Consider the following 15,106-nt stretch of genomic DNA (forward strand, 5'->3'; position numbering starts at 1 on the left):
AATGGAACATTTTATAGTATCAGCTCGTAAATATCGTCCCCAAACCTTTGCAGATGTAGTAGGTCAACGAGCGATTACCAATACACTTGAAAATGCTATAAAAAATAACCATTTAGCGCAGGCTTTATTATTTACCGGCCCTAGAGGTGTGGGTAAAACATCTTGCGCGAGAATACTTGCGAAAAGAATAAATCAGGAAGCTTCTGAAAATGCAAATGACGATGAAGACTTTGCTTTCAATATTTTTGAATTAGATGCGGCATCAAACAACTCTGTTGACGATATCAGAAATCTTACAGATCAAGTTCGTATTCCGCCTCAAACTGGAAAGTATAAAGTATATATCATTGACGAGGTTCACATGTTGTCACAAGCGGCATTTAATGCTTTCTTAAAAACTTTGGAAGAACCTCCCGCTCATGCCATTTTTATTTTGGCCACTACTGAAAAACACAAAATAATTCCAACGATTTTATCTCGATGTCAAATATTCGATTTTAAAAGAATTGGAGTTCTTGATGCAAAAGAATATTTAAAAACTATTTCTGAAAAAGAAAATATTACCGCCGATGACGATGCGCTTCATATTATTGCCCAAAAAGCAGATGGAGCAATGCGAGATGCTTTATCGATATTTGATCGTGTTGTTAGTTTTTCGGGAAATAATTTAACCAGAGAAGCGGTAACTCAAAATCTGAATGTATTAGATTATGATGTTTATTTTTCTATGACAGATTTACTTCTTGAAAATAAAATTCCTGAAGCTTTATTAGCTTACAATACAGTATTAGGAAAAGGTTTTGAAGGACATCATTTTATTAATGGACTTGCTTCTCATTTCAGAGATTTACTCGTTGCAAAAGATGCTTCGACTATTCCATTGTTAGAAGTCGGTGATACTGCTAAAAAGAAATATTTAGAACAAGCTGGCAAAGCTTCCATGCAATTCTTAATGCAGGCCATAGATAAAGCTAATGATTGCGATTTAAAATACAGAACAAGTAAAAATCAACGCCTACTCGTTGAGCTTACCTTAATGCAAATTGCCTCTATCACTTTTGATGGAGCAAAAAAAAAATCTAGGAACTACATAATTCCAGCTACATTTTTTACCACGTTAACCTCAAGTAAGTCTAAACCTAAGGTGTCTGTTAAGCAGGTTGATGATGTTATTAAGGAAGCTGCTTCTGTTTCAAAGGCTATTGAGGTAACGCAAAACACTCCAGATGCAGAAAAAAACACAAAACCTTTATTAAAAGACATCAAACGTAGAACATCAGCACTTTCTTTGAAGAGTATTCACCAGAGAAAAGAAATGAAAAGTACTGATGAGGAAGAAAACTATGACAATCATCCTAGAACTCCATTTACACATGAGCAATTAAAAGAAGCTTGGAAAAAATATTACTTCAAACTACAAGATATTGGTGAACGAAGTATGGCCGCCATTATTGCTTCTGATGAGCCTAAATTATTTGAAAACTTTCAGGTAGGAATATCAGTACCGAATGATTTAATGTTGAACCAACTAAATAAAGGAAAACCTAAATTATTACGCTTTTTAAGAGAAAAATTGAATAATTATGGAATTCAGATCATTATTAATTTAAATGAAACTGTAGAAAAGAAATTTGCCTACACTCCTCATGAAAAGTTTGAAAAACTTAAGGAGAAAAATCCATTTATTGAAAAACTCAAATCTACTTTTGGATTAGATTTATAACCTCAGTTAATATTTATTCAATCCTTTTATAAAAAAACTAACCTTTTATGTGAAGTGAAATGAAATGGATTTTTCATTCGCATCAACATTTTGTTTGTTCATCTTTTCTTATTGATCTTATACAGTTATGGTTTTAAATTACTGTATTAGAAAACTTCCGCTATGGATTAAAGGTAATTTTCTTACCTAAATAAACAATTTTATAGTTGTTGTCTATCGTTGATAATTCAGCTTCTTGAATGGTTTCAATATTCTCATTATTCTTCACAAATAAAGGAACCGATCTTTCCTCTTCAAATAAAATATTTAATTTTTTAGTATAATCTTCAGAAGAACTAACACTAACTTCATTCATCATTGGGAAATCCCTTGCACTTTCATTTAGATTAATAAAATCATCCTTTGGAGTAAAAATCATATCATCATTTTCATTGATACTCGATTTTACTTCATTCAATGTAGCAAGTCGATAGGTTCCTCTTTCTCCATAAATACCTGAAAATTGATTAATGGCATACTTATTTACCTCATCACTACCTGTCATAGCTATTAAATAGCCAACATCATTCAATTCAGCCGCATCATCAAGAGTTTCTGTATATATGTCAATATCGAAGGCCTCTATTCCAAGGCTTCTTGATTCTTCAATATAACTTTTGTTCTGATCAAGTAACACCACTCTCCTACCATTATCCATCAAATATTTTGCTATAAGTCTAGCTGCATCAGATGCACCTATCATAACAATAGCTTCTGAGCTTTTTAAGAAAACTCCTATAATTTTTGCAAACATTCTTGCAGTTGTTGCATTTAATAATACTGTACCTAATACAATCATAAACACTAACGGAGTAATGTATTCAGCTCCTTCAATTCCTTGCTTCATTAATTTAGTCCCAAATAATGAAGCAATACCAGCAGCAACAATCCCTCGTGGACCTACCCAGCTAATAAATAATTTTTCATTTAGTTTTAACGTCGATTTGTATGTACTTAAGAAAACTGCCAAAGGTCTTATAACAAAAACAATAGCTGCAAATAAGTAGACTGCATTCCAATTAAACACTAACATTAGTTCACTAATATTCATATTAGCAGCAAGCAATATGAAAAGAATGGAGATAAGTAATATGGAAAGAGATTCCTTAAAATAAAGAAGTTCATCAAAACTCTTTAAATTACTATTTGCAATTACCATTCCCATAACAACTACTGACAATAGCCCAGATTCATGAGCAAAAAGATCAGATATTACAAATACAAAAAGCACCATAGAAAGTGAAACCACATTTAATAAATAATGAGGCACCAACTTTTTATTTATGATAAAGATTAATCCATGAGCGAACGTAAACCCGAAAGTAGAGCCGAATAATACAATTTTACCAAACTCCATTAAAGCTGTTTTTGTAAAACCACTTCCTCCTCCTGCACTAATGAATTCAAACATTAATACAGCAGCTAAAGCACCAATAGGATCAATTAAAATTCCTTCCCACTTCAACACAGCAGCAACATCTTTTTTTAAGGGTATATTTCTTAAAATTGGTGATATTACGGTAGGGCCTGTTACAATAATTAATGATGAAAACAGCATTGCTATCTCCCAACCTAAGTTAAAGACATAATGCGCTACAATAGAAGAAATAATAAAAGTAACCGCGGCACCTAAAGTAATTAATTTCGTAATTACCGGTCCTACATTTGAAATCTCACTTTTACGCAGTGTTAAACCACCTTCAAAAAGAATAATACTAATAGCCAAGGATACAAAGTAAAAAAGTCCCTCTCCTGGAAAAAGCCCTTTTGTTCCATTCCAAATAGGCTCAATCCATTTATTTCCATCTTCACTAAAAAATTCGGCAGCAATAGGACCCACAAATAGGCCTATTAAAATTAAAGGTAGAATTGCTGGAATTTTAAATTTCCATGCAAACCATTGAGCTAAAATACCTAATATAATAATACCAGCTAATTCAATCATAGATTTATTGTATCTTTTACTTTTTTTAAAACTACAATAAAATTTTATATTCGAAGTCTAAAAATTTAATAATTTGATTGATAAAATAATAATAGGTATTGCTTTTTCTCCTAACCTTGAGGCTAATCTATTTGAAGCAATACGTTTATCTATTACTTTCAACGCAGAACTTATTTGCGTTCATGTTGGCTCAAAGGATTCTATGAAAGAAAGTAAACTTAATGAAGTCTTATTGAAAACAGACTTACCTGAAAAAGGAATTAAAACCATTTGGAAAGAAGGTAAGCCTGTTGCTACAATTTTATCAATAGCTCAAAAACATAAGGTTGATTTATTGGTGCTAGGAGCCTTACAAAAGGAAAACATTTATAAATACTATGTTGGATCTATTGCTAGAAAACTCACTCGTAAAGCTCCATGTTCTGTTCTTTTATTGATAAAGCCCTCAATAATGCGTGTTCCTTGTAAACATATTGTTGTAAATGGTTTATTAGACGAAAAAACAGAAGAAACCATTAAAGGAGCATTTGAAGTTTCTAGTAAATTAGGCTGTAAACGATTAACAGTCGTTGAAGAAATAAGTCAAAATGAGTTAAAAGTTAAAGTCAACGACGATAAATCGCTCAAACGTGCAACTCTTGTCAAAGAACATTTAACAAATAGAGAAAACTTGCGAGTAAAAAACATCTTAAACAAAATAAACACTGATGGTATTACCGTAAAAACTCAAAGTATATTTGGTAAAAGGGGATATTCAATAGGTCATTATGCCAAAGTTAAACGAGCAGACTTACTCATAATGAATGCTCCAAAAAGAACAGGTATAATTGATAGGATATTTCCTCATGATTTGGAGTATATTTTATACGAGTTACCAACAGATATTTTAATTATAAAGTGATTTTAAAGAGATAAATAAGGGGAATGGATAAATTAAAGATGTTTATGGGGGAACTCCCTCAAAATATATTTTCAGGGTTTGTAGTTTCATTAATTGCGCTTCCATTAGGTTTTGGACTTGCTTTGGCTTCTGGTGCACCACCAATTTCGGGTATTATCGCGGCTATTATTGGAGGTACTTTAGTTGCTATTCTAGGCGGTTCAAATGTTACAATAACAGGGCCAGGAAATGGATTGGTTGTTGTTATTTTATCCGCAATAACAACGCTAGGCTCAGGCGATATGCAACAAGGGTTTCTATACACACTAGCGGCCATAGTATTATCGGGAGTAATTATGATTATTCTTGGTTTTTTGAGATTAGGATCCTTAGGAGATTATTTTCCTTCATCTGCTATTCAAGGAATGTTAGCTGCTATTGGTATTGGGATTTTTGCAAAACAAATTCATGTAATGCTCGGGAATCAAAATATGAAAGGTAGCATTATCGATCTTTTAATAAACGTTCCTAAAGGAGTCGTAAATTTTATTAATACTGATAATACAAGCATGTTTTATGCTGGTATCGTAGGTGTTATAAGTCTTGCGATTATGTTTTTTTATGGTAAGATAAGGAATCGATATTTTCAATTAATTCCAGCCCCAATGTGGATTGTTTTACTTAGTGTTGGTATGTATTACTATTACGATATGTTTTCGGTACATGACTACCCCATTGATAAAAAATTACTTATTAACCTTCCTAATAATGTACTTTCTAATTTGGCTTTTCCCGATTTTGGGAAAGTATATGATTTAAATTTTATTGGTGCTGTTATCTCAATTACTTTAATTGCCAGTATCGAAAGTTTATTAAGTATTAAAGCTGTTGATAAACTTGATCCTTTAAAAAGGAGATCTAATGTTAATAGAGATATTAAAGCTCTAGGTTTAGCTACCGTTGTTAGTGGCTTTTTAGGAGGACTAAATGTCGTTACCGTTATTGCTAGAAGTTCTGTTAATGTGAATAATAAAGGAAGCAATCGATCTGCCAATTTTTTCCATGCGCTATTTTTAGTAGCCTTTATTCTTCTATTTGCAAGCGAATTAAGAAAAATTCCTCTTTCGGCACTCGCTGCAATATTGGTATTTACTGGTTACAAGCTTGCTTCTCCTGAAAAAATTAGTAAAGTTTTCAAAATTGGTAAGGAACAACTGGTTATTTTTTCAATCACATTGTTAACTACCATAACTACCAATTTAATAACTGGTATTACCGTTGGTATCGCTTCTACCTTTTTAATTCATGTAATCATACATAAAAACAGCAGTCTCTTTGTAAGAAATATTCTAAAACCAAATGTTTTAATGTTTAAAGAAGAGGATAAATATTACGTTTCTGTAGAAAATTTCTCAAGTTTTCTTAACTATACAAAGTTAAAAACGAAGCTCGATCAAATTCCAGAGGACAAAGATGTAATAATAGATTTTTCACTTGCTGAATTTGTAGATCACAGTGTTTTGGAAAACATGAATAATTATTATGAATCCTTTAAAAGAAAGGGAGGACATTTTGAACTAATTGGATTAGATGGATATAAAACTGGTAGCGAGCATCCGTTTGCTTTACGTAAAAATGTTATCGGTAATGAAGATTCTACTAGCTTAACTAAAAGACAAAAATCTTTATCAAAGATTAGTATTGAGCTTGGTTGGTCTTATAAGAATTTCCCTGAAGAGGTAACACAAATCCCAGAATTTGGTTACTTTAAAACACGTCAAATTAATAAGGTTTCTAATATACTATCAAACGATAATTGTACTTTATTTGACATTGAATTTTCAGAAGGAGAGTTATTTGCTCAGCAAGTTATTAAAGCCACTATGTTACATATTAACTTAGAAAACATTCCTAAGTTCACTCTTGACAAAGAAGGTTTGTTTGAGTATATCTATCATTTTACTAGTTTTAAAGATATTGAAATCGAAAATCATCCAGACTTCTCTCGTAGATTTTATTTGTCAGGAAAAAATAAATCTGAAATATTAGACTTCTTTAATGATGATTTAATTTTATTCTTTGAGAGTAATAACTATTATCACATTGAAGGTAACCATAACGGGTTACTTATTATAGGGAAAGAGCGTTTGTCAGGTGTAAAAGAGATAAAGTCTTTAGCTGATTTTGGTGTCCGTTTGAAAGATACTATTTGTGCTAAAAAGGTTACCTTAGTTCAATAATACAGCTCCTCTCATTCCCGAAGTTATCAATTGCTTTTATAGTATAAACTCCAGGTTTAGGTTGTATTTCTTGCTCATGATAATCTTGCGTTATTCCTATAAAAGTATCATCAAGATACCAATAAACTTTGGCATTTGAGTTTTGATGTGTCACTTTCAATATCAACGAGTTTATTTTCCCTTCAGAATTCTTGGTCAAAGAAACCGTTGATTTGTATTTGGTAGGAAAAAGAAATTCCATGGAATTGTTTTCAGACATTAAACAATCTTTTCTAAAACTAGGTAATGGTCTATAATCCGCATTTTTCTGTTGATAATAATGTGCCATTAAAGGAGGTAATACAAACCACTCCTTTGTTTTTATGTTCGAAACAGACTCACAATTACTATTAACCCTGAACTTCTCCGTTATATCGATAGCTATTTCCTTATGATATGGACATGCATCCGCTCTTCGACCATTTTTTGGAATCTTCTGTTTCTCTGAAGGGCATATCGGTAAGGCCAAATAACCACTTTTAGTACAAATTTCTTCTTCGTATAAATCCTCAAAAGGTTCCAAAAACCACTCTGAACTTGGTAATACATCAAATACATTAAACATTAATGGCGCTGCGCTTCCTACACCAGTTAAATTCGACCTTCCTTCTCCGTCAGAGTTACCAACCCAAACTCCAACTACATATTTTGAAGTTGCCCCTATTGCCCAAGCATCTTTATTTCCGAAACTAGTTCCTGTTTTCCAAGCTATTTTTTGAGACGAGTCATAATACTTCCAAGCCTGATCAGTCAATGGTCGGTTTACCTCTGTCAATGTATTTAAAGTACTATAAGCAGTTCCTGCATCAATAGTTGTGTATTCTTTCTTAATGGCTCCAAAACTCAATTCATTATCATGTAAAATACTCGGCTCAAGAAACTCATTGGTATAATATTCATGTCGTAATTCTTCATAATGATTTACAATGCCAGCATATCCAGCAAATGTTTTGCACAAATCCCATAAACTGGCCTCAGCTCCACCCAATATCAATGATAATCCATAATAATCAGAAGATTTATTAATATGTTTTATATGATACGCTTTAATGTCTTCTCTAAATTTTTCTAATCCATATGACTGAAGCATTCTTACAGCTGGTATATTTAATGATCTTGTTAATGCCTCATTGGCGGGTACCGCCCCATCAAAAGTTAGATCGAAATTCTTGGGAGAATACCCTGCAATTTCAGTTGGAATATCAACAACCAATTGTGTAGGTAATAATGCCCCCTCTTGTAACATTTGAGCGTATAAAAATGGTTTAAGCGTACTTCCAGTGCTCCTTGGTGAAACAATATTATTCACATCCTTTTGATGTTTACCATCTGTTGGTGAGTTGCCAACGTAAGAAAGTACTTTTCTTGTTTCCACATCAAGAACTAAAACGGCTAAGTTATACACTTCATTCTGTTTCATTTGTTCATAATGTTGCTTCGCTAGCGTATTTATTTGCTTTTGTAAATGAATGTTAATCGAGCTCTTTATCCTTTGTCCTCTTTTCGTTTTTGCAACTTCTTGTATAAAATGAGACGCCACTGTTGGTAATGGATACGGCTTTTGAGGTAATTCCTCTTCCGTAGCCAATTCATAGGTTTCTTGATCTATAATTCCTTCTGTAAAAAGTTTCTTAAGAAGTGTATTCCGCTTAACTCTTAAGTGTTCTTGATTCTTACCTGGGTAAATTAAAGATGGTGCATTCGGTAAAACTGCCAAAGTAGCGCTTTCTGCCCATGACAATTGATACGGATGTAAACCAAAATATCGCCAAGCAGCCATTTCTAAACCCACCACATTTCCCCCAAAAGGTGCATGAGATGCATAAAGCCTTAATATCTCTTCCTTTGAACTTCGAAACTCTAATCGCGTTGCTAAAATCAGTTCAACCAACTTTTCAAAGTAAGATCTTCTCTGATTCTTTCTTGAAAGTCTTATTACTTGCTGTGTAATAGTACTTCCACCTCTTACTACTCTCTTAGCTTTATAATTTTCTTTAAGTGCTTTTACAATTGATACAGGATTAAATCCAAAGTGTTTATAAAAATGAGCATCTTCAAACTGTAAGATACAATGTTTAAATTTACTTGGAATTGAATCTAACTCAGGAAACCTCCATTGTCCATCACTAGCAATTACCGCACCCAACAATTCATCATTATTTGAAGTTACCACTGTAGAAGTAGGATTGGTAAATAACTTTTTTGGTAGGCAGAAGTAATATCCTATTAATAAACCAACGAATAGAATGGTTTTAATTTTATTTCTTTTAGCATAATTTTTTATTCTTTCCATCACCTAGTATTTCCTAACTAAACAAATCTATCAAAAAGAATTTAAAATCTTTCTTTTAAACCAATTTGCATTGAACTCCATTAAACTTTTTGCTTTTAAGAAGTCTTGGTGTTAGTATACATTTTCTCTTATTTACATGGAAAAAAAACTTTCGTTAAAACTTTATAATGCTAATGGCTATTCAAGATTAAATCTAGTATTTTTGACTCTTTCATCTTAACCAAACTATGAAAGAACTAGAAGCTATTAATTTGGACAAATTATCAAGTCCAAAAGGAAAATTTATACTAGGGCATTATTCTAATTTTAAGGCAAGTGACAAGCATATATTCCTAGAAAAAGGAGTGGAAGAATGTGGCCCTATCTATTCTATTCACTTAGTGAATAAAAAATTCGTTGTTTCTGCCATTCCAAGTTTGAACAACGAAATTTTAAAAGCCCGTCCTAAATTATTTAAAAGACTCCCTAAAATTAATGCTGTTTTACAAGAAATGGGAATTTCTGGAGTTTTTAATGCTGAGGGAGAATCTTGGAAGAAACATAGAAAACTTACAGCTGAATCTCTTAGCTTAAGAAAAGTAAGAGGTTATTTTCCTATTGTATTAGAAAAGTCGGAATCATTACTTTCCAAATTCAAGCATTTTTCAAATACTCAACAACCTATTGATATTCAAAGAGAGTTTATGCTTTTTACTATTGACGTTACGACGGCAATAGCTTTTGGGTATAACCTCAATGCCATTCATGGAAAAGATGCCATTTTTCAACAGCATTTAGAACGAATTTTCATGATGTTAAATGAACGAAACTTTTCTCCTATTCCAATTTGGAAATGGTATAAAAGATCAAAAGATAGAGAACTAGAAAATTCCTTGAAACATATTGAAACTACTATCTATAAGTTTATAGGGCATGCGAAAGAAAACTTAAAAAAAGATCCCAAATTACAAGAAAGTCCAACAAATTTTTTAGAAGCTTTACTTGTTGAAAATATAGACGGTTCTTTTAGTGATAAAGAAGTATATGGTAATATTTTCACTATGCTTCTAGGAGGAGAAGATTCAACTTCAAGCTCGCTGTCTTGGGTTTTGTATTATTTAGCACAAAACCCTGACATGATTAAAAAAGTAAGAGATGAAGCGCTTTCAATATACGGTGACCACTCTGCTCCTAATACTTTTGAGCAATATCAACAATTAGAATATACAAATGCCGTTGTTCAGGAAACATTACGAATTCATCCAACAACAACGCAACAAATTGTTCAAGCAAATGAAGACTGCCGAATTCAAGGGCTACAAATTAAGAAAAACACTAAATTAATTTTGTTAAATCGATATGCGCAAAGACTCGATGAACATTTCTCCGACGCTATGACATTTAAACCTGAGCGATGGTTAAAAAGTAAATGTCCTGTGCATCAAAATCATGATATACATACAATCAAAGCTTTTGGTGGTGGTCCTCGTCTATGCCCAGGTATGAACTTAGCTCTTTCTGAAATGGTTCCCTTAATCTCAATGGTTTGTAAACAATTTGATATTGAATTGGCAGTTAATAAAGATGATGTTTCAGAAAAACATTCTTTTATTGTTTATCCAGAAAATCTATTTATAAAACTACATCCTGTAAAGTAATCTGTTAACCTTTAGCAGACGGAAAACCTTACAGGTGTGAAATTTTAACTATTCAATAAAAATGTTGATCAACGGGAATCAACTATATGAAGCACTATACGATATAAATACGAACTTTTTTGTTCTTTAATCGTACATTATTCAAAGTATCTACAAGTTTCTTGGCTTCTTTAATAGGAACTGCTACAAAGGCACAATCTTGCTTTAATTCAATTACGCCTACCTCATCTTTATTTAAATTCCCTTTCTTAAAAAGTAAACCAGCTATATCTCCTTTTGAAATTTTATCTTTTCTACCACCTGATATGAATAAGGTCTCCCAGTATCTCTTTGTTACTTGCTCTTTGTGCGAAATATCAGCAATTTTGATATTTGTTATAAACTCAGGTAATGCCTGATTATTCCATTTTAAAATATAAGCAGTTCCTTTTTTATCAACTCTAGCTGTTCTACCATTTCTGTGCGTAAATTCCTCTACGCGCAGAGGTAATTCATAATGTATTATAAACTTCATTTCAGGTATATCAATTCCTCTCGCTGCCAAATCGGTTGCTAGCAATATTTGACTAGTACCATTTCTAAATTTAATTAGTGATCGCTCTCTATCTCGCTGCTCCATACCTCCTGAGAAACAACTATGTGCTATACCTTTTCTATTTAAAAAGTCACTTAGCTTCTCAATACTGTCTCTTAAGTTTACAAAAATAATTCCTTGATCTTTGTTTCCTAGATGTTGAAGTAATGTCAATAATGTTTCTTCTTTATTTTTTGAAGGAGAAACAACTGTTTTAAGTGTTAATCGCTCTGACGATTTGTTTGTTAAAAAATTTAAGATTACCGGTTTTTTTAATTCCACAAAATCAGGAATATCTATTTCTTGCGTAGCAGAGGTTAAAACTCTTTTTTCAATTGCAGGTATCTGATTAATGATGCCTCTCATTTCATATTCAAAACCAACCTCAAGAGACTTATCGAATTCATCTAATACCAATGCTTTAATATGATCTTTCGAAAAACGATCATTTGAAAAATGGTCCGAGATTCTCCCTGGAGTACCAATTAAAATACTAGGCGTATGCTTCAACTCTATTTTATCTTTCGACATTGCTCTTCCTCCATATACAGCATTTACTTTTACACCAGTTCCCATTTCTCGAACAACCTGTTCAATTTGAATTGCTAATTCTCGAGAAGGAACTAAGATCAATACTTGTACTTCATTTAAACTTAAATCAACCATTTTCAAAATAGGTAATAAAAAGCTTAATGTTTTCCCTGTTCCCGTAGGTGATAATATAATCGTATTATCTGTTGTACCTATGGTTGAAGTAGCCTCTTTCTGCATTTCATTCAATTCATAGATATTTAATTTTGTTAAAATATCTTTTTGGGTTTTCATTAAATTTGTCTTCATATCTATGAATTTATTTTGTCGTGCAAAGATATATAGTATCTAAACCTTTTTAATAAACTAAATAGTATAAAAACAAAAGCCCGCAAAATTTATGCGGACTTCCTCTTATCTGATTTCAAAAATACTTCTAATTCATATTTTTCCAATCTATTCTTTTCTTCTTTATTACTTTTTTCGTTTTGTCATATTCATTAACGTAAGCTTCATATTCCTTCCATAAAATATCAATGTCTTTATTAAGGATTTCTTTAAAAGCAGTTTTGTAACTCCAAGGGCTAATTTCTATAACCGATTTATTAAACTTATATATAAAGTTTTCATCATAAGTATCTACAATCCATTTTAAGAAAAAACCTGTTGTTGTATACCCTGATAAATACTTATAGTTTTTAAATCCTAAATCGGGGTGACGAGTTTTATGATATCCAGCATTAATTCTTACTAAATCCGCCTCCCCTTCTAAAAAAGCAAAATAGTCATATCCAGGTCTGTATTTATCATTTTCGGTTTTTGGAGAGAACTGGTACCCATGAGTAAGTTCATGCCATAAAACACCATATATTTCATATTTCACAGCTTCATCGGTATCGTCTTTTAATGCATTTTGAATATATTTTGTACTAAACCATAAATCCATGATAGTATTATTCCCTCCTCTTGCAGCAAGTGTATTACTCCAATTGAATGTAAAATTCACTTTTTCAAAATCTGGAACCTCACTTAGGTTTTTGTATAACTGTTTACAAACCCCTAAAGTAACTTCATTGATTGCCTTCGTAAAATCTGGAATGATTCTCACGGCTCTTTTATATCCCAAAGAAACAGTATCGGTTGACGTAAATTCTACTTTAGGGTAATGGAAACCTTTCCAAGGGTTTTCAGGATCGTATACTTTTACATATCTCTTTGAAATAACTGAATCTTTACCGAACTTATTTTTAACCACCAACTTTACAGTATGGTTGCCAGGAACAGGAAAATATACTTTTGGATCAGGCTCACTACTATATTTTGGTATACCATTCTCAAAATACCATTTCCAAGATGTTGGTCCATTATAGGATATATCATGAAACTGAATCGTATCACTTATTTTCGCTCTCGTTGATTTACTAGAAAACTTTACTATCGGTGCCTTTGTTATTTTCTTTAAATCGAACTCTGCAATTTGTAAAAAAGTATCTCCATAAACCGATTTCTTGTTTTGCTCGAATTCTATTTTATAAAAAGAATATTCTTTATTATTTAGCTTAAGCTCATAATTACGAGTTTCTCTTCGCTTTTTAAATAATTGGTCGTTTTTTTTATCCAGTACTGTCCATGTTTCACCATTAACCGAACCACTTAAGATCCAGTTCTTAGGATCCCTACCTGGAGCATCATTGGCCGATGTAATGGCATAACTCTTTATAATACTGACATTCTCATTTTGTATCGTAATTGTATTTTTCGGTGCCGTCACTAAAAATTTAGTATTCTTATTTTTATCATATAGCTTTGATAAATTTTCTGAATTACTTATTCCTTTGTGTATGGTTGTTACAATACTTTTCTTCGATAAGATACTTTTGTATCCTTGCTTTAAGGATTTAACATTTGTTATCTTATGATTACAAGATATAACACTTACAACTATCAATATTATGGATAAAAGCTTCTTTAAGTTCATTGTTACTTATATTATTCCTCAAATATAAGAATCATTAATACAAGTGAAAGAGAACAGGAAACCTCTTAGTTTTCGAATAAACTATTACTAATCCTTCTGATTTTGATACGGATTTTTATTAGCTTCCCAAGTAAGAATTGTCGAATCTCTTAATGTTGACGGATTCTCTGGAACTGGTGCATAATAAGGATCACCTATATTATACCCCATAGAAGTGAGCCTCACTTCTCCATTTCCTAAAATATCAATCTTTGAATACCCAAAGAACTTCGCCTCGCCAGGACTGCCAGCATTTCCAGCTATAATTTGATATGTTCCCTTATTTCCTGGTTGCATACGTTGATAATCATGTAAATGAGCCGATAACATTGCAACCACTTTATTTTCTTCCAACTTTGGCCATAATACTGGCCCTTCTGGTAATCCTTTATGCCCTGTTTTTGGCTTCCCACTAACATAATAAGGCTTATGTCCTAAAACAAATACATGATCAATAGATGGTTTTTTTTTATATTCTTTAACTTTATTAATAATCCATTGTGTTGGTATTTGACCTTCCAAACCATATGGGTTTTCTTTTGTTGGTTCGTTGTATGTATCCGTATTCATTAAGATGAAACCAATATTTTTTCTTACAAAAGAAAATGTCATTTGATTATTAATACTATCCCTGCCCTTTACTACATCCCTGTCTTCCGGCATGAATTCTTCCATTTCATTCATCCAAATTTCAGTAGCTCCTTTTAAGGGCCATTCATCATGATGTGGTACATTGTAATCATGCCAATATAACATCTCATGATTCCCTGGAACAGCAACCATTTCTATTTTTGAAAGACTTATTGGGCTGAAATCAACATTGCAATAAAGTTTTTTCCAAGCCACTAATTGATTTTCCAAATTCGTTGTATTCGATTCTGCTAAGACCATATCGCCAAGGAAAAAAAATAGGTCAGGCTTTGTTTCCAGATCAGAAATTTCAGTCCAAATTCTTTTCATGGCAGATAAATTTGCTGTGGACGCATTGGTTGCAGTTGAATCCCCCTGCTGATGACGATCTACTCTATTACAACCTAAAAAAACAAAACTAAAAGAAACAGAATCTTTTGATGTTGTTTTTAGTGAAGTACTTGTTGAAGTTTTTTTCTGTTTATTCTGGCAACTATACATGCATACTACACATATTGCCACCAACATAATTAGTTTTTTCATAATTTGGGTAAGTTT

9 protein-coding genes are annotated in these 15,106 nt (G+C 32.1%); 4 read left to right on the forward strand and 5 right to left on the reverse strand.

Annotated features, from left to right (window positions below; translation table 11 throughout):
- The first annotated feature begins 1 nt into the window (after position 1).
- Positions 2 to 1,723 (forward strand): DNA polymerase III subunit gamma/tau, encoded by a 1,722-nt coding sequence (gene dnaX, locus BLW23_RS05475; protein ID WP_093668203.1) that lies wholly within the window; start codon positions 2 to 4, stop codon positions 1,721 to 1,723.
- Positions 1,724 to 1,883: 160 nt separating this feature from the next.
- Here the strand turns inward: dnaX and BLW23_RS05480 are convergent, their stop codons facing one another.
- Positions 1,884 to 3,707: a cation:proton antiporter gene (locus tag BLW23_RS05480; RefSeq protein WP_093668204.1), complete on the reverse strand. Its 1,824-nt coding sequence runs from the start codon at positions 3,705 to 3,707 to the stop codon at positions 1,884 to 1,886.
- Between the two features lie 73 nt (positions 3,708 to 3,780).
- On the opposite strand from BLW23_RS05480, the gene BLW23_RS05485 reads away from it, so the two are divergent.
- Complete coding sequence (locus tag BLW23_RS05485) at positions 3,781 to 4,608, forward strand: universal stress protein (protein ID WP_093668205.1); 828 nt, start codon at positions 3,781 to 3,783, stop codon at positions 4,606 to 4,608.
- Between the two features lie 23 nt (positions 4,609 to 4,631).
- On the forward strand, positions 4,632 to 6,827 hold the full coding sequence (locus BLW23_RS05490; RefSeq protein ID WP_093668206.1) for a SulP family inorganic anion transporter: 2,196 nt from the start codon (positions 4,632 to 4,634) through the stop codon (positions 6,825 to 6,827).
- On the opposite strand, the gene pbpC is transcribed toward BLW23_RS05490, so the two are convergent.
- A complete protein-coding gene (gene pbpC / locus BLW23_RS05495) occupies positions 6,811 to 9,159 on the reverse strand; it encodes a penicillin-binding protein 1C (RefSeq protein WP_093668207.1) in 2,349 nt (782 codons plus the stop codon). The genes BLW23_RS05490 and pbpC overlap by 17 nt on opposite strands.
- Positions 9,160 to 9,386: 227 nt before the next feature.
- Here pbpC and BLW23_RS05500 point away from each other — a divergent pair, with 227 nt between their 5' ends.
- Positions 9,387 to 10,796 carry a cytochrome P450 gene (locus tag BLW23_RS05500; RefSeq protein ID WP_093668208.1) on the forward strand — a complete coding sequence of 470 codons (1,410 nt, stop codon included), beginning with the start codon at positions 9,387 to 9,389 and terminating at the stop codon, positions 10,794 to 10,796.
- A gap of 94 nt (positions 10,797 to 10,890) precedes the next feature.
- Here the strand turns inward: BLW23_RS05500 and BLW23_RS05505 are convergent, their stop codons facing one another.
- The 3 genes from BLW23_RS05505 to BLW23_RS05515 all read right to left on the reverse strand — a co-directional run bounded on the left by BLW23_RS05505 (position 10,891) and on the right by BLW23_RS05515 (position 15,091).
- Entirely contained in the window at positions 10,891 to 12,210 is a 1,320-nt protein-coding gene (locus tag BLW23_RS05505) for a DEAD/DEAH box helicase (RefSeq protein ID WP_093668209.1), read from the reverse strand.
- A gap of 127 nt (positions 12,211 to 12,337) precedes the next feature.
- Complete coding sequence (locus tag BLW23_RS05510; RefSeq protein ID WP_093668210.1) at positions 12,338 to 13,879, reverse strand: basic secretory protein-like protein; 1,542 nt, start codon at positions 13,877 to 13,879, stop codon at positions 12,338 to 12,340.
- Between the two features lie 87 nt (positions 13,880 to 13,966).
- Complete coding sequence (locus BLW23_RS05515; protein WP_093668211.1) at positions 13,967 to 15,091, reverse strand: metallophosphoesterase family protein; 1,125 nt, start codon at positions 15,089 to 15,091, stop codon at positions 13,967 to 13,969.
- Between the last annotated feature and the right edge of the window lie 15 nt (positions 15,092 to 15,106).

Origin of the sequence: Tenacibaculum sp. MAR_2009_124, from assembly GCF_900105455.1 — a bacterium.
Taxonomy (GTDB): Bacteria; Bacteroidota; Bacteroidia; order Flavobacteriales; family Flavobacteriaceae; genus Polaribacter.

Coding starts and splice junctions, on each gene's coding strand:
- pbpC (WP_093668207.1), bottom strand. CDS start 9,159: ATGGAAAGAATAAAAAATTATGCTAAAAGAAATAAAATTAAAACCATT.
- BLW23_RS05500 (WP_093668208.1), top strand. CDS start 9,387: ATGAAAGAACTAGAAGCTATTAATTTGGACAAATTATCAAGTCCAAAA.
- BLW23_RS05515 (WP_093668211.1), bottom strand. CDS start 15,091: ATGAAAAAACTAATTATGTTGGTGGCAATATGTGTAGTATGCATGTAT.
- dnaX (WP_093668203.1), top strand. CDS start 2: ATGGAACATTTTATAGTATCAGCTCGTAAATATCGTCCCCAAACCTTT.
- BLW23_RS05480 (WP_093668204.1), bottom strand. CDS start 3,707: ATGATTGAATTAGCTGGTATTATTATATTAGGTATTTTAGCTCAATGG.
- BLW23_RS05505 (WP_093668209.1), bottom strand. CDS start 12,210: ATGAAGACAAATTTAATGAAAACCCAAAAAGATATTTTAACAAAATTA.
- BLW23_RS05490 (WP_093668206.1), top strand. CDS start 4,632: ATGGATAAATTAAAGATGTTTATGGGGGAACTCCCTCAAAATATATTT.
- BLW23_RS05510 (WP_093668210.1), bottom strand. CDS start 13,879: ATGAACTTAAAGAAGCTTTTATCCATAATATTGATAGTTGTAAGTGTT.